The organism is Micromonospora sp. DSM 43699 (genome assembly GCF_055517075.1).
In genome coordinates, this window is record NZ_JBTMMT010000006.1 from 149,983 (window position 1) to 168,171 (window position 18,189).

The window sequence follows — 18,189 nt, forward strand, 5'->3', positions numbered from 1 at the left end:
ACCCGTGCACGCAACGATCACGTCAGGACATCCCCAGCTCCCGGTCGATGAAGTCGAAGACCTCATCGGACGTGGCGTCCTGGAGCTTCTCGGCGACGGTGTCCCCGTCGCCGCCCGCCGGGGTGTCGGCCTCGTTGAGGGAGGCCATCAGCGCCCGTAGCCGCTCGGTGATCCGAATCCGGGCGCTGCGGTCCGGCGCCGAACCGGTAAGCGCCGCTTCCAACCTGTCCAGCTCGCCGAAGACCGGTGCGACGCCGACCACGCCGCCGTCGACGATCGCCGCCCGCACGTACTCGGCGAGGCCTGCGGCGGTCGGGTAGTCGAAGACGACAGTGGCGGGCAGCCGTACGCCCGTCGCTGCGGTCAGCCGGTTACGCAGCTCGACCGCGGTGAGCGAGTCGAAGCCGAGCTCCCGGAACGCCCGGTCCGGCGCGACGGCGTCCGCCGAGGCGTGCCCGAGGACGGCGGCGGCCTGGCCGCGTACCAGGTCGAGGAGCGTCTTGCGCCGCTCGGCGTCGGTCTGCCCGGCGAGCAGGGCGGCGAGGGACTCCGCGGACGACCCGGCGTCCCCGGCCCGCTCGGCGACGGCCCGCTGCGCCTCGGCAACGCCTGTGAGCAGCCGACTGGGCCGCACCGCGACGAATCCCGGCACGTACCGCGCCCAGTCGATGCCGGCCACCAGCGTCGCCGGCTCGCGGCGTGCCACGCACCCGGCGAGCGCGGCGAACGCCGTCGCGGTGTCGAGGCGGGCGACACCGGTGCGGCGACGGCGCTCCTCCACGGCCCGGTCGGCGGCGGCCATCCCGCCGGCGACCCAGGGGCCCCAGGCGATCGACGTGGCCGGCAGTCCCTGCTGGTGCCGCTGCTCGGCGAGCGCGTCGAGGTACGCGTTGGCGGCGGCGTAGCTGCCCTGCCCGGCGGCCCCGAGCTGGCCGACCATCGCGGAGAACAACACGAACGCGCGCAGCGGCAGGTCGGCGGTCAGCTCGTGCAGGTGCAGCGCGCCGAGCACCTTGGGCCGCAGGACGACGGCGAGCCGGTCGTCGGTGAGGCCGTCGAGGACACCGTCGTCGAGGACCCCGGCCGCGTGCACCACCCCGGTCAGGGGCACGTCGGCGGGCACCTCGGCGAGCAGCTTCGCCAGCGCGGCCCGGTCAGCCACGTCGCAGACGGCGACGGTCACCCGCGCGCCGGCGTCGGTCAACTCACGGACCAGGTCGGCCGTGCCTGGCGCGTCCGGGCCCCGGCGACTGGCCAGCAGCAGGTGCTCGGCGCCCCGGGCGGCCAGCCAGCGGGCCACCTCCGCGCCGAGGGCGCCGGTGCCGCCGGTGATCAGCGTCGTGCCGGAGTGGTCGGGCTCCTCCGGAGCGGCGGTGCCACCGGATGCCCGGACCAGCCGGCGGACGAGGATCGTGGTGCCGTCGACGGCGAGTTGGTCCTCGCCGTCGAGACCGGCCAGGGCGGCGCAGAGCAGGTCCCAGCCGTGGCCGTCGAGGGTCGCCGGCACGTCCACCAGCCCACCCCAGCGCTCCGGGTGTTCGAGGGCGACGACCCGGCCGAGGCCCCAGAGCAGCGACTGCTCCGGCCGTGCCGGGGTTCCGCCCCGGGTGGTGCCGGCGGCGCCCCGGGTGACGCACCACAGCGGGGCGGCCACGTCGAGGTCGCCGAGGGCCTGCACCAGGGCGAGGGACCGGGCCAGGAAGGGCGGCACCGGCTGGGTGTCGTCGACCGGGGCGTCGGCGAGGGCGAGCAGGGACAGCACGCCGTCCACCGGCACGTGTCCGCCGTCGTCGGTACGGGTTGCGGCGGCCAGGTGCGCGGCGACGGCCGCCCGGTCGGTCAGCTCCTCGGGCAGCAGCACGAGCCGGACGTCGGCGCCCCGGTGGGTCAGCTCGGCCACGGCGGCCTCGCCCTCGGCCGCGCGGTGCACGTCCGCGACCACCCACCAGGCGCCGGGGAGGAAGCTGACGGGCATGCCCGGGTACGGCTGCCAGACACTGCGGTAGCGCAGGTCGTCCAGGGCGGACCTTTCCCGCTGCTGGCGACGCCAGGACGCGAGCACGGGCAGAGCCGCGCCCAGCCGCTCCAGCGACTCGCCGGCGTCCTGCGCGGTGAGTTCCGCGAGCGCCGCCAGGTCCTCCCGTTCGACGGCCGCCCAGAACGCCGAGTCGACGCCGCTCGACGCCAGGTCCGCGTCGCCCTGCCCGTCGGCCCGGCTCGGCCAGAACCGGGCCCGGTCGAAGGCGTACGTGGGCAGGTCGACCGTCGGCGTCCTGCCGAGGACCCGGGTCAGGTCGACCGGCAGACCGAGCGTGTACGCGGCAGCCAGGTTGGTCAACAGGCGGGTCGGGTCGTCCTCGCCCCGACGCAACGTGCCCAGGACATGCCCCGCCGTACCCGTGTCATCCAGGATCGCCGTCACCGGCATCGTCAACACCGGATGCGGGGAGACCTCCACGAACGTGCTGTGCCCCGCCGCGACCGCCACCCGCACCGCCGCGTCGAACTGCACCGTCCGCCGCAGATTCTCATACCAGTACTCCGCCGTCATCGAGGTCGGGTCCACCCAGTCCCCGGTCAGGGTGGAGACGAGCCGGGCGTGGCCCGGCCGCGGGGTGATATCGACCAGATCGGTGCGCAACCGCTCGGCGACCTCCTGCACGGCGGCCGAGTGGGACGCATAATCCACCGGAACCAACCGCGCCCGCACCCCGTCGGCCACACACGCCGCCACCAGATCGGCCACCGGCTGCGGCGGACCCGACACCACCACCGTCGCCGGACCGTTCACCGCCGCCACCCCCACCCCGGGGAACCCCACCAACCGCTCGGTGACCGCCTCCACCGACAGATCCACCGACGCCATCGCCCCCGAACCCCGCAACACCCCCAACGCCCGCGACCGCAACGCCACCACCCTCGCCCCATCCTCCAAGGACAAAATCCCCGCCACACACGCCGCACCGATCTCACCCTGCGAATGACCCACCACCACCGCCGCAGACACCCCCACGTGCTCCCACACCGCCGCCAGGGCTACACCCACCGCCCACAACACCGGCTGGACAACCTCCACCCGCCCCAACCACGACTCGTCATCCCCGGTCAACACCGACACCACATCCACATCCAGATACGGCCCCAACGCCCGCTGACACTCCGCCAACCGCGCATCGAACACCGGCACCCGACCCACCAAACCCGCCGCCATCCGCACCGACTGACCACCCTGACCCGGAAACACGAACACCGGACCAGCACCGTGCCCCGAGGCGGATCCCGTCACGACATTCCCCGCCGGGGAACCCGCCGCCACCGCCTCCAACCCGACGAGCAACTCCTCGACGCCCGCCCCGACCACCGCCGCGCGCTGATCGAAGATGGACCGCGTGATGGCAAGGGACCAACCGACCGCCGCCGGGTCAAGACCACCATGCCCACGCACGTACGCGGCCAGCCGACCCGCCTGACCCGCCAACGCGCCACGGGTCCGCGCGGACACCGACCACACGGTCACCTCCGAGTCGACAAGCCCCGGAGCAACCTCCACCGGCAGCTCGACCTCGTCGGCCTGCTCGACGATCACGTGCGCGTTGGTGCCGGAAATACCGAACGACGACACCGCCGCCCGACGCGGCCGCCCCACCACCGGCCACGGCCGCGCCTCCGTCACCAACTCCACAGCACCCGCCGACCAATCGATATGCGGAGACGGCTCATCCACGTGCAACGTCGCCGGCACCACCCCGTGCCGCAAGGCGAGGACCATCTTGATCACACCCGCCACACCCGCAGCGGCCTGGGTATGGCCGATGTTCGACTTCACCGACCCCAACAGCAACGGCCGGCCATCCGGCCGCTCCTGCCCGTATGTGGCGAGCAACGCCTGCGCCTCGATCGGATCACCAAGCGTCGTACCCGTACCGTGCGCCTCCACCACATCCACATCCCGCGCGGACAACCCCGCCGCGCCGAGCGCCTGACGGATCACCCGCTGCTGCGACGGACCATTCGGCGCCGTCAACCCGTTCGACGCACCGTCCTGGTTCACCGCCGAGCCGCGCACCACCGCCAGCACCGTGTGGCCGTTACGCCGCGCGTCCGACAACCTCTCGACCAGCAGCATGCCGGCCCCCTCGCCCCAGCCGGTGCCGTCCGCCGCGGCGGCGAACGCCTTGCACCGCCCGTCGGCCGCCAGCCCACGCTGCCGGGAGAACTCCACGAACAGGCCCGGCGTCGCCATCACTGTCACGCCCCCGGCCAGGGCAAGATCACACTCGCCCCGCCGTAGCGACTCCACCGCCAGGTGCAGCGCGACGAGGGACGACGAACACGCCGTGTCCACCGACACCGCCGGCCCCTCCAACCCCAACGCGTACGCCACCCGACCCGACAGGACACTCGCGGCGTTCCCCGTCGCCCCGAACCCCTCCACCTCATCGGAGGCCATCATCAACAGGGCCCCATAGTCCTGACCGTTCGTGCCCACGAACACCCCTGTTCGCGAACCCCGCAAGGACCCCGGGTCAACCCCTGCCCGCTCGACCGCCTCCCACGACGTCTCCAGCAACAACCGCTGCTGCGGATCCATCGCCAACGCCTCACGGGGGCTGATGCCGAAGAAACCGGGATCGAAGTCCGCGACGTCGTACAGGAAGGCACCGCTGCGGACGTAGGAGGTGCCTGTGGAATAGGGGTCGGGGTCGTACAGCCGGTCGACGTCCCAGTCCCGGTCGCCCGGTAGGTCGGAGACGGCATCGCGGCCGGCGTGCAGCATCTGCCAGAACCGCTCCGGGTCGTGGCCACCACCGGGGAACCGGCAGGACATGGCGACGATGGCGACGGGCTCGTCGTCGGCCAGGGTCACCGGGGCGGCGGCGGCCACCTCGGCCCCGCCACCCAGCTCCTCGTGCAGGTGCCGGGCGAGCACGGTCGGGGTCGGGTAGTCGAAGACGAGGGTCACCGGCAGCCGCAGACCGGTGGCGGTGGCGAGCCGGTTGCGCAGCTCCACGGCGGTCACCGAGTCGAAGCCGACGTCCCGGAAGGCGTGGTGCGGGTCGACGGCCTGGCCGCCGGCGTACTTGAGGACCGTGGCCGCCTGGTCGCGGACCAGGTCCAGCAGCGCCTGCTGGCGCTCGCCGGCGCTCATCCGGGCGAAGGTGGCGGCGGGGCCGGTCTCGTCGACCTCCGCCCGGACGAGCCCCTTGGTGGCCGCGATCGCCCGCGCCTCGGGGATCTCGGCGATCAGCGGCCCGGGTCGGGTCGCGGTGAACGCCACGTAGAACCGGTCCCAGGCGATGTTCGAGATGGTCAGGAACGTCTCGTCGTGCTCGACGGCCTGGTGCAGCGCGGTGACGGCGAGCTTCGGATCCATCTCGGGGGCACCGTGCCGGTACAGCAGCTGGCCGAAGTCGCCCTCGGCCATGCCACCGCCGCCCCAGGCGCCCCAGGCGATCGACGTGGCGGGCAGCCCGAGGCCGCGCCGGTGCTCGGCCAGGGCGTTGAGGAACGCGTTGCCGGGAGCGTAGTTGCCGACGCCGGAGCTGCCGACGGTGCCGGCCATGGCGGAGAACAGGACGAACGCGTCGAGGTTGCGGTCGCGGGTGAGCTCGTGCAGGTTGACCGCCGCGGTGACCTTGGCGCTGAGCGCGTGGTCGACCTGGTCGAGGGTGAGCGAGCTGATCACGGAGTCGTCCAGCACCGCGGCGGTGTGCACGACGGTGGTCAGCGGGTGCTCGGCCGGCAGACCGTCGATGACGGTGGCGAGGGCCGCCCGGTCCGCGGCGTCGCAGGCGGCGACGGTGACCCGGGCACCGAGGCCGACCAGCTCGGCCTCCAGCTCGGCGATGCCCTCGGCCTGCCGGCCGCGCCGACTGAGCAGCACCAGGTGGGGCGCGCCGTTGGCGGCGAGCCAGCGCGCCACGTGCCCGCCGAGGGCGCCGGTGCCGCCGGTGACCAGGGCGGTGCCGGTGGGTCGCCAGGTGCGGGCGGTCGGGGCACCGCCGAGCGGGGCACGCAGCAGCCGGCGACCGAACGTGCCGGCGCGCCGCAGCGCCACCTGGTCCTCCCCGTCCCGTCCGGCGAGGACGCGGACGAGCCGGCGGCCGGCGGTGGCGTCCAGCTCGTCGGGGAGGTCGAGCAGGCCACCCCAACGGTCGGGGTGTTCCAGGGCGGCGATCCGGCCGAAGCCCCAGGCGAGCTGCTGCACGGGGTGCGGCAGCGGGTCGCCGGCGTCGGTGGTGACGGCACCCCTGGTGAGGCACCACAGCGGCGCACGGACACCGGCGTCACCGAGGGCCTGCGTCAGCGTGACGGTGCCGGCGAAGCCGACGGGCACCGACGGGTGGGCGGGGGCCGGGGTCTCGTCGAGCGCGAGCAGGGAGACGATCCCGGCGACGGGTACGGCCGTGGCGAGGTCGCGGGCCCGGGCCGCGAGGGCGGCGCGGTCGGTCCGCTCGGCCTCCAGCACCACGGGTACGACAGTGGCGCCGTGCCGGACGAGTGCGTCCCGACAGAACGCGGCCTGGTCGGCAGCGGTGTCGGGGCCGGTGACGAGCCACCACGTGCCGGTGACGGCGGGCTCGTCGCCGTCGGCGACGGGCAGCCAGGCGTCGCGGTACCGCCACGAGTCGACGGCGGCCTGGTCGCGGTGCCGGCGCCGCCAGGCGGCGAGCACGGGCAGCACGTCGGCGAAGGCCGCCCCGGGCACCGTGTCGGCGTCGACGGTGTCGGCGAGTTCGGCGGTGAGCGCGGTCAGGTCCTCCGCCTCGACGGCGGCCCAGAACCGGGCGTCGACCTCGTCGTCCGCCACCGCTGCGGCGGCCGGACCGGCGGGACGGGCCGCGGCGGAGGGCTGCGGCCAGTAGTGCTGCCGTTGGAAGGGGTAGGTGGGCAGGTCCACCCGACGCCCCCAACCACCGAACGCCGGCCGCCAGTCGACCGACACACCCCTGACGAAGACCTCCGCCAGAGCACAGTGGAACCGACCCAGACCACCCTCACCACGACGCAGACTACCCGTCACCGTCACCGCCGCCGGATCAGCAGCGACCAACTCCACCGACTCCTGCACCGCCATCGTCAACACCGGATGCGCACTCACCTCCACAAACGTCGAGTAACCCACCCCGACCAGACTCCGCACCGCCTCATCGAAACGCACCGTCTGCCGCAGATTCCGATACCAGTACTCCCCATCCAACCCCGCAGTGTCCAACCACCCCCCCACCACCGTCGACCAGAACCGCACCCCCCCGGAACGCGGACGCAACCCCGCCAACAACTCCAGCAACTGCTCACGCAACGGCTCCACATGCACCGAATGCGACGCATAATCCACCGGCACCCGCCGAACCCGAACCCCCCCGGACTCGTAGTACGCCACCAACTCGTCAAGCGCAGCCACATCACCGGACACCACCACCGACGTCGGCCCATTCACGGCCGCCAACGCCACCCGGCCACCCCAGCGGGCGATCGTCTCCGTCGCCTCCTCGGCGCTCGTGGCCACCGAGACCATCCCACCGTCCCCGACCATCCCCGCGATGACCCGACTCCGCAACGCCACCACCGCCGCCGCGTCGTCAAGGCTCAACGCCCCCGCGACACACGCGGCAGCGATCTCACCCTGCGAGTGACCCACCACCGCCGACGGACGAACCCCGTACGACTCCCACAACGCCGCCAGCGACACACCGACCGCGAACAGAGCAGGCTGCACCACGTCCACCCGCTCCAGCGACGCCGCCCCGGGCACCCCACGCACCACGTCCAGCAACGACCAGTCCACGTACGGACGCAACGCCTCCGCACACGCAGCCAACCTCTCCGCGAACACCGCAGCGGTATCCAACAGTCCAGCCGCCATACCCACCCACTGCGAACCCTGCCCCGGGAAGACGAAAGCCACCTCACCGGGGATACCGGCGACACCCGCGACGACCTCCGACCCGGGCCGACCATCGGCCAGCGCCGTCAACCCGGCAGCCAGTTCCTCGCGCTCGGCGGCAAAGACCACCGCGCGGTGGTCGTGGGAGGCCCGGGTGGCGACGAGCGACCAGCCGACGTCGCCGAGCGCGGCAGCCGGCACCTCCTCCAGGTGGTCCAGCAGGTCACGCGCACGGTCGGCGAGGGCGTCGGCGGTGCGCCCGGAGAGCACCCAGGGCAGTTCGCCTACCGGTCCGTCGGCCACCGGTTGCGGCGCGGGCTCCTCGGCGGGTGCCGATTCGATGATGGTGTGCACGTTGGTGCCGCTGATCCCGAAGGAGGACACCCCGGCGCGACGGACGCCGTCGACCGGCTCCCAGGGGCGGGCCTCGGTGAGCAGCTCGACGTGGCCGGCGGACCAGTCGACGTGCGGGGTGGGCTCGTCGACGTGCAGGGTGGGCGGCAGGACGCCGTGCCGCATGGCGAGCACCATCTTGATGATCCCGGCGACGCCGGCGGCGGCCTGGGTGTGACCGAGGTTCGACTTGATCGACCCGAGCCACAGCGGACGGTCGGCGGGACGCTCCTGCCCGTACGTGGCGAGCAGCGCCTGCGCCTCGATCGGGTCACCCAGGGTGGTGCCCGTGCCGTGCGCCTCGACCGCGTCGACCTGGGCCGGGGTGAGCCGCGCGTTGGCCAGCGCCTGCCGGATGACCCGCTGCTGGGCGGGGCCGTTCGGGGCGGTCAGCCCGTTGCTCGCACCGTCCTGGTTGACGGCGCTGCCCCGCACGATCGCGAGGACCGGGTTGCCGTCCCGCCGGGCGTCGGAGAGCCGCTGGAGCACCAGCAGGCCGACGCCCTCGCCCCAACTGGTGCCGTCGGCCGCGCCGGCGAACGGCTTGCACCGCCCGTCGGCGGCGAGGCCGCGCTGGCGGGAGAAGCCGACGAAGATGCCGGGGGTGGCCATGATGGTGGCACCGCCGGCCAGGGCCAGGTCGCACTCGCCCGCCTGGAGGGCCTGCGCGGCGAGGTGCAGCGCGACCAGCGACGCCGAGCAGGCCGTGTCGACGGTGACGGCCGGGCCGTGCAGCCCGAACGTGTACGCCAGCCGCCCGGAGATGACGCTGGCGGAGACACCTGTGGCGAGGTAGTTCTCGTCGACGTCCCCGGCGGCCATCAGCAGCGAGCCGTAGTCCTGCCCGTTGGTGCCGACGTACACGCCGGTGCGGCTGCCGCGCAGCTCTGTCGGGTCGATCCGGGCCCGCTCGAACGCCTCCCAGCCGGCCTCCAGCAGCAGCCGCTGCTGCGGGTCCATGGCCACTGCCTCGCGGGGGCTGATGCCGAAGAAGGCGGGGTCGAACTCGCCTGCCCCGGCGACGAAGCCGCCCTCACGGACGTAGCTGGTGCCGAGGTGCTCGGGGTCGGGGTGGTACAGCTCGGCGAGGTTCCAGCCGCGCTCACCGGGCATCAGGGTCATCGCGTCGGTGCCGGCGGCGAGGAGGTCCCACAGCTGCTCGGGCGACGACACACCGCCGGGGAGGCGGCAGCTCATCGCCACGATCGCGATGGGCTCCCGGTGCAGGCCGGCACCGTCGGCGACCACCTCGCCCGGGGCGTGACCGGCGGTCAGGCCGTGCAGGTGGGCGGCGAGTTCGGCGACCGTGGGGTGGTCGAAGACGAGGGTGGCGGGCAGGGTCATGCCGGTCTCGGCGGTCAGCCGGTTGCGCAGCTCGACGGCGGTGAGCGAGTCGAAGCCGAGGTCGCGGAAGGTGCGGTCGGGTAGCGGCTTACCGGCGGGGTAGCCGAGCACGGCGGCGACCTGGGTCCGGACCACCTCGGTGAGCTGCGGCAGGGACCGGCCGACGACGACGGCGCGGACCGGTCCGGTCCGCCCGACCGGTACCCCGGGCAGACCGGCGATCAACGGGGTCGGTCCGCCCCAGGCGGCGGCGAGGCGTCCCCAGTCGACGTCGGCGACGGTGACCGCCGGGTCGTCGGCGTTGACCAGCCGGCCGAGCGCGGTGACCGCCTCGGCGGCGGGCAGCGGGTTGATGCCGCCCCGGGCGAGCCGGGCGGTCAACGCGGCGGTCGCCGCCGCCATGCCGTCGGAGGCCCAGGCGCCCCAGCCGATGGCGGTGGCGGGCAGCCCCTGGCCGCGCCGCCACGCGGCGAACGCGTCGAGGTACGCGTTCGCCGCCGCGTAGTTGCCCTGCCCGGCGCTGCCGACGATGCCGGCGAGGGAGGAGAAGAGCACGAACGCGTCGAGGTTCCGCCCGGCGGTGGCCTCGTGCAGCACCCGTGCGGCGCGTACCTTGCCGTCGAGGACGGCCTGCATCCGGGCCGGATCGAGACCGTCGAGGACACCGTCGTCGACCACCCCGGCGGTGTGCACGACGGCGGTCAGGTCGGGCAGGTCGGCGACGAGGGCGGTCACGGCGTCCGCATCGGTGACGTCGCAGGCGACCACCCGGGCCGCGCCGAGTCCGGTCAGCTCGTCGCGCAGTTCGGCCGCGCCGGAGGCGTCCGGACCACGGCGGGAGGCGAGCACCACCTCGGCGGCGCCGTTGGCGAGCAGCCACCGGGCCACGTGCCGGCCCAGCGCGCCGGTCCCGCCGGTGACGAGCACGGTGCCGGTGGGTCGCCACGCCGCCCCGGCGGGCGCGGTGGCGGGGACGAGCCGCCGTGCGAACACGCCCTGTGGGCGGATCGCCACCTGGTCGTGGCCGGCGTCGGCGAGGACGGCGAGCAGCGCGTCCCCGGCGGCCCGGTCGAGGTCCCCGGCGCGCTGCGACCCGGCGCTGGCGGCGGGCAGGTCGATCAGGCCGCCCCAGCGGTCCGGCTGTTCCAGGGCGACGACGCGACCGAGGCCCCAGGCAGCCGCCGCGTACGGCTCGACGACGGTCTCGCCACCGCCGACCGCCACGGCGCCCCGGGTGAGGCACCAGAGCCTGCCGGGCAGTCCGGTGTCGGCGAGGGCCTGGACGAGGGTGAGCAGCAGTGCCGTCCCCGCGGGTACGGCGGGCGCGTCCGGCAGCGGCTCGTCCCGCTCGGGCAGCAGGCAGAGCACGCCGGCCCAACCCTGCTCCCCGCGGTCCCGCAGCAGCGGCCCCAACTCCTCCCGCCCGATGCCGGGGCCGACGCCGAGCACGTCGACGTCGCCGCCGGCCCGGGCGAGCACGTCCGCCACCTCGCCGGCGTCCGCCCCGGGGGTGACGACGAGCCAGCGGCCGGTGAGGGCCAGGGCGGGGGCGGGGCGGATCGGGTCCCACCTGATCCGGTACGACCAGGCGTCCACCACGGCGTCGCGCAGCCGGGCCCGACGCCACGAGGAGAGCACCGGTACGGCAGGGGCGAGGGCCGCCACGGCGTCCGGGTCGTCCTGCACGGCCAGGTGGGATGCCACGGCAGGCAGGTCGCCGCGTTCGACGGCGGCCCAGAAGTCGCCCTCGGCACCGTCGGCGCGCTCACCCGACGGGGCGGCCGTGCCGTCGGCCTCCGGCCAGTAGCGCTGGTGCTGGAAGGCGTACGTGGGCAGGTCGATCCGGGTCGCGTCGGTGCCGGCGAACCAGGACCCCCAGGTGACCGGAACGCCGTGGACGTGCAGCTCGGACAGGGCCGCCAGCAGAGCCTGGACCTCCGGCCGGTCCCCACGCTGGGCGGAAACGGCACGCACACCCCCGTCATCGGGCAGGATGTCCACGGCCATCGCGGTCAGCACGCTCTGCGGACCGACCTCCAGGAACGTCTCCACCCCGGCGGCCCGCAGGGCGTTGACGCCGTCGGCGTACCGGACCGCCTCCCGGACGTGCCGCACCCAGTACTCCGGCGTGCGGATCTCCTCGGCGTCGGCGAGCGCCCCGGTCAGGTTCGACACCACCGGCACCGCCGGAGCGGCGAAGGTGAGCCGGTCGAGGACCGCCCGGAACCTCGCCAGCATCGGCTCCATCAGAGGGCTGTGGAACGCGTGGCTCACCGTCAGCCGCCGGGTGCGTACGCCCCGGTCCCGCCAGGTCCGCTCCACCTCGGCCAGGGTCTCGGCGTCCCCGGAGACCACCACGGAGGTCGGCCCGTTGACCGCGGCGATTCCCACCCGGTCGGCCAGGCCGTCCACCGTGGCCAGCACGTCGGCCTCGGAGGCGTTCACCGCCAACATCCCACCACCCGCCGGCAACGCCTGCATCAACCGACCCCGCGCCGCCACCAACACACACGCATGCTCCAGCGACAACACCCCCGCCACATACGCGGCGGTGACCTCCCCGACCGAATGACCACCCACGAAGTCCGGCACCACACCGAACGACTCCACCAACCGGAACAACGCCACCTCGACCGCGAACAACCCCGCCTGCGTAAACACCGTCCGATCCAACAACCCCGCCTCAGGCGAACCCGCCTCCGCGAACAACACCCCCCGGAGCGGCTGCGGCAGTGCCCGGTCCAGAAACCCACACACCTCGTCCAACGCGGACGCGAACACCGGGAACGCCGCGTACAACTCCCGACCCATCCCGGCGCGCTGCGCACCCTGACCGGAGAAGAGCACCGCGAGCTGACCGAGCGCGGAACCCGTACCGGCGAGGACGTTGCCGGCCGGTGAGCCGGTGGCCAGGGCGCGCAGCCCGGCCAGCAGGTCGTCGCGTCCGGTGGCGGCGACCACCGCGCGGTGCTCCAGCACGGACCGGGAGACCACCGACGAGTACGCGACGTCGAGGGGGCGGACGTCGCGGTCGGCGTCGGCCAGCCAGGCGGCCCAGCGGCCGGCCTGGGCGGCGACGGTGACGTCGGAGCGGGCGGAGAGCAGGACCGGGACGACCGGGCGGTCGGCGGCGGGAGCCCCCTCGTGCACGGGGGCCTCCGGCACCGGGGCCTGCTCGATGATGGCGTGCGCGTTGGTGCCGGACACCCCGAACGACGAGACCGCCGCCCGGCGCGGACGGTCCACGGCCGGCCACCGGGTCGCCTCGACGGCGAGTTCCACCGCCCCGGCCGTCCAGTCGACGTGCGGGGACGGCTCGTCCACGTGCAGGGTGGGTGGGACGATCCCGTGCTGGATGGCGAGCACCATCTTGATCACGCCGGCGACGCCCGCCGCGGCCTGGGTGTGGCCGAGATTGGACTTGATCGAGCCCAGCAGCAGCGGGGCGGCCTCGCCCCGGTCCTGTCCGTACGTGGCGATGAGCGCCTGCGCCTCGATCGGGTCGCCGAGCCGGGTGCCGGTGGCGTGCGCCTCCACGGCGTCCACGTCGCCGGGGCTGAGCCGGGCGTTGGCGAGAGCCTGCCGGATGACCCGCACCTGGGAGGGGCCGTGCGGGGCGCTCAGGCCGTTGGACGCGCCGTCCTGGTTGACCGCGCTGCCCCGGATCACGGCGAGGACCGGGAACCCACGGCGTTGCGCATCGGAGAGGCGGGCGAGCAGCAGCATGCCGGCGCCCTCGGACCAGGAGGTGCCGTCCGCTCCGGCGGCGAACGCCTTGCACCGGCCGTCGGGGGCGAGGCCGCGCTGCCGGCTGAAGCCGACGAAGACCGCCGGGGTGGGCATCACCGTCACACCGCCGGCGAGGGCCAGCTCGCAGTCGCCGTTGCGCAGCCCCTGGGCGGCCAGGTGGATCGCGACGAGGGAGGCCGAGCAGGCGGTGTCGATGGTGACGGCCGGCCCCTCCAGACCGAGGGTGTACGCCACCCGGCCGGAGACGACGCTTGTGGCGTTGCCGGTGAGCAGGTGCCCCTCACCGTTCTCGGCCTGGGCGACCACTGCCTCGTAGCCGTGCGTGGCCGCCCCGACGAACACCCCGGTACGGCTGCCCCGCACGGTCGGCAGCGGCAGCCCGGCCCGCTCGAACGCCTCCCAGGACGCCTCCAGCAGCAGCCGCTGCTGCGGGTCCATGGCCAGGGCCTCGCGGGGGCTGATGCCGAACAGGTCGGCGTCGAAGTTCCCGGCGTCGTAGACGAAGCCGCCCTCCCGGACGTAGCTGGTGCCGGGGTGGTCGGGGTCGGGGTGGAAGAGCCCGTCGAGGTCCCAGCCCCGGTCGGCGGGGAAGGGCCCGATCCCGTCGCCGCCGTCGCGCACGAGCTGCCACAGCCGCTCGGGCGAGTCGACCCCGCCCGGGAACCGGCAGCTCATCGCCACGATGGCGATGGGCTCGGACTCCCGGGCCTCCAACTCCCGCAGCCGCCGCCGGGTACGCCGCAGCTCCGAGGTCGTACGCTTCAGGTACTCGACGTACTTCTCGTCCTCGTTGCTCACCGTGGACCCACCTCACTCGGCATGCCGTGGTCGTTGCGGCTGGCGGTCACGATGTCTCCAGCTCGCGGTCGATCAGGTCGAAGATGTTCTCGGCGGTGGCCGACTCCAGGTCGTCGTCGCCGGCCACGTCGGCCTGCCGGTCGGCCAGCCGGTCCAGCAGGCTGTGCAGCCGGTCGGTGATCCGGCGGAACTCGTCGTCGGTCGGGTCGAGTCCGTCCAGCGCCGCCTCCAGCCGGTCGAGTTCCCGTCCGACACCCGCCGACCGGTCCGCCGCCGTGTCCGCGAAGGAGAACTGCGTCGCCAGGTACGCGGCGAGCGCCGTCGGCGTCGGGTTGTCGAAGACCAGCGTCGCCGGCAGCCGCAGCCCGGTGGCCGCCCCGATCCGGTTGCGCAGCTCGACAGCGGTGAGCGAGTCGAAGCCGAGTTCCCGGAACGCCCTGCCCGGGTCCATGCCGGCCGGGTCGCCGCGGCCGAGGACCACGGCGACGTGCGACAGCACCAGATCGCGCAGGGCACGTTCCCGCTTGTCCCCGGGGAGGGTGCGCAGGGTGTCGACGAACGCCTGGCCGCCGGCGGCCTCGGCGGCGACGGCCCGCCGGCTGGCCGGACGGACCAGGGCCGACAGCAGCGGGTGTACGGGCGCACCGGACGCCATCATCGCCGTGTTGATCTTCGCGGGCATCAGCACCGCCCGCTCCGACCGCCAGGACGCGTCGAAGAGGGCGAGGGCCTCCTCGTTGCTGAGAGCCACCAACCCGCTGCGCTCCAGCCGCCGCCGGTCGACGGTGTCGAGATGCCCGGTGATGCCGCTGGCCTGCGCCCACAGGCCCCAGATGAGGGAGACCGCCGGCAGGCCGAGGGCCCGCCGGTGTTCGGCGAGAGCGTCGAGGAACGCGTTGCCGGCGGCGTAGTTGCCCTGGCCCGGCCCGCCGAACACGCCGGCGGCGGCGGAGTAGAGCACGAACGCGGTCAGCTCCTGGTCGAGCGTGGCCCGGTGCAGGTTCCAGGCCGCGTCGACCTTCGGCCGCAGCACCGCGGCGAGGCGGTCCGGGGTGAGCGACTCGACGGTGCCGTCGTCGGTGACACCGGCGGTGTGCACGACCGCGCGCAGCGGGTGCCGCGCGTCCACCATGGACAGCAGGTGGGTGACGGCGTCCGGGTCGGCCAGGTCGGCGGCGACGATCGACACGTCCGCGCCGAGCGCCTTGAGGTCGGCCAGCAACTCGTCCGCGCCCGCGGCGTCCGGGCCGCGCCGACTGACCAGCAGCAGGTGCCGGACGCCGTGCGCGGTGACCAGGTGTCGGCAGAGCAGCCCGCCCAGGGCCCCGGTGGCGCCGGAGACCAGCACCGTGCCGTCGAGCCGCGGCACCTGCGGGATGCTCAGGGTCAGCTTGCCGACGTGTCGGGCCTGGCTGAGGAAGCGGAACGCCTCGGGGGCACGCCGGACGTCCCAGGTGCGCCGGGGCAGTGGCCGCAGCGCGCCGCTGGCGAACAACGCCATCAGCTCGTCCAGCATCCGGGCGATGGTGTCCGGGCCGGCCACCATCAGGTCGAAGACCTGGTAGCTCACACCGGGGTGTTCGGCCGCGATCCGCTGCGGGTCCCGCTTGTCCGTCTTGCCCATCTCGACGAACCGGCCGCCCCGGGGCAGCAGCCGCAGCGACGCGTCCACGAACACGCCACTGAGCGCGTTGAGCACCACGTCCACGCCGCGCCCGCCGGTGCGCTCGCGGAACTCGTCGACGAAGTCGAGGGTGCGGGAGGACGCGATGTGCGCGTCGTCAAAGCCGGTGGCGCGCAGCGCCGGCCACTTGCCGGGACTGGCGGTGCCGTAGACCTCCGCGCCGAGGTGACGGGCGATCTGCACGGCGGCCATGCCGACGCCACCGGCGGCCGAGTGCACCAGCACCGACTCCCCGGACGTCAACCGGCCCCGCTCGACCAGCCCGTACCAGGCGGTCAGGAAGACCACCGGCACGGCCGCCGCCTCGGCGTACGACCAGCCGTCGGGGATGCGGGTGAGCATGCGGTGGTCGGTGACCGCGACGGAGGAGAACGAGCCGGAGATGATGCCCATGACGCGGTCGCCGGGAGCGAGGCCGGTGACGCCCGGCCCGACCTGGAGCACCACGCCGGCACCCTCGCTGCCCAGCACCTCCTGGTCCGGGACCATGCCGAGGGCCAGCACCACGTCCCGGAAGTTGAGCCCCGAGGCGCGCATCCCGACGACGACGTGTCCCTCCGGCACCTCGTCCGCCCCGACCGGAACGGGCAGCAGGGCCAGGTTCCCCAGGGTGCCCTTCTCGGTGACGTCGAGCTGCCACGGCGCCTCGTCGCCGGGCAGCGACAACGCCCCGGCGTCCCGCGCCCGGGCGAGCCGGGGCACCAGGACGGCGCCGTCGCGGACCGCGAGCTGCGACTCGCCGGAGGCGACCGCGACGGCGACCGCGGCGAGGGAGGGGACGGCGTCGTCGGTGTCGAGCAGCGTGAAGCGGCCGGGGTGTTCCGACTGCGCCGATCGGACCAGTCCCCACAGGGCCGCGCGGGCGAGGTCACGGGGGGCCTCGCCGGGTGCGGCGGCGACCGCACCCCGGGTGTGCAGGACCAGGCGGGTCTGCTCCAGCCGGGGCTCGGTGAGCCACCGCTGCACCAGCGCCAGGGTGTCCCGCGCCGCGTCGTGCGCGTCCACGTCGGCCCTGACCGGGTCCGGGTCCGAGCCGGCCCGCAGGTCGACCACGACGTCCGGTACGTCGCCGTCGTCGTCGAGCACGGCGACCAGTGCCGCCAGGTCGACGTGGCCCGTCACCGGGTGCCCGGCGGCGGCCAGCGCGTCGGCCAGACCGAGGGAGTCGTCGCCGAGCAACGCCCAGCGCGTGGTGCTCCCGGCGGCCGTGTCGATCGCCGGCAGCGGCGTCCAGTCCAGGTGGAACAGCGAGCTGCGGCGCAGCGCGGCGGTCTCGTCGGTCCGGGCGGCGGTGACCGGGCGGAAGGTCAGCGACTCCACGGTGGCGACCGGCTGCCCGGTCGGATCGGCCAGGGTGACGGCGACCGTGTCCGGGCCGAGCGAGCGGAGCCGCACCCGCAGCCGGGTAGCGCCGTGGGCATGCAGGCTGACCGCGCGGAAGGCGAACGGCAACCAGCCGGTGCCGGCGGCGTCCGTCGGGTTTCCGAGCAGTCCGCTGGGGCCGGTGGCCTGGAGAGCCGCGTCGAACAAGGCCGGATGCAGGCCGAACTGGGACGCCTCGGCGGCCACCGCGTCGGGCAGTGCCACCTCCGCGTAGACCTCGTCGTCGCGGCGCCACACCCGGCGCAGGCCGACGAAGGCGGGACCGTAGCTGATCCCGCTCTCGGCCGTGTGGGCGTACCAGGTGTCCAGGTCGACGTCGACCTCGACGGCGCCGGCCGGCGGCCACTCACCCGGCACTGCCACGGGAGCGGGGAGTCCCGGCAGCAGCAGACCCTCCGCGTGCCGGATCCACTCCCCGTCCCCGCCCTCCTCGGGGCGCGAGTGCACGGTGACGCCCCGTTCGCCGGCGGCTCCGGGCGCGCCGAGGCGCACCTGCACCTGGACGGCGCCGGTGGCCGGCAGCACGAGCGGGCTGATCAGGGCCAGGTCGCCCACCTGGCCGGCATCGACCTCGTCGCCCGCGCGGATCACCATGTCCATCAGGCCGGTGCCGGGTACGACCACCGCCTTACCGACGACGTGGTCGGCCAGCCACGGGTGGGTGTGCACTGACAGCCGCCCGGTGAGCACCACCGTCTGGTCGTCGGCGACCGGTACGGCCGCGGCGAGCATCGGGTGCCCGGCGTCCTGGAGACCGGCCGAGCTGACGTCCCGTACCCGGTGGGCGGGGGCCTTGAGCCAGTACCGTTCCCGGTCGAAGGCGTAGGTGGGTAGGTCGAGGGTGGGTGCCGGGGTGAGGACCCTGGTCCAGTCGACCGGCAGACCGATCGCGTGCGCGCTCGCCAGACTCGTCAACAACCGCGTCGGATCATCGTCACCACGACGCAAC

At 74.4% G+C, this 18,189-nt stretch carries 2 protein-coding genes; both read right to left on the bottom strand.

Annotated features, from left to right (window positions below; all coding sequences use genetic code 11):
* Nucleotides 1-22: 22 nt before the first annotated feature.
* Nucleotides 23-14,173 carry a type I polyketide synthase gene (locus AC0AIB_RS05475; protein ID WP_465096156.1) on the bottom strand — a complete coding sequence of 4,717 codons (14,151 nt, stop codon included), beginning with the start codon at nucleotides 14,171-14,173 and terminating at the stop codon, nucleotides 23-25.
* Between the two features lie 46 nt (nucleotides 14,174-14,219).
* On the bottom strand, nucleotides 14,220-18,158 hold the full coding sequence (locus AC0AIB_RS05480) for an SDR family NAD(P)-dependent oxidoreductase (RefSeq protein WP_465096157.1): 3,939 nt from the start codon (nucleotides 18,156-18,158) through the stop codon (nucleotides 14,220-14,222).
* Nucleotides 18,159-18,189: the final 31 nt, after the last annotated feature.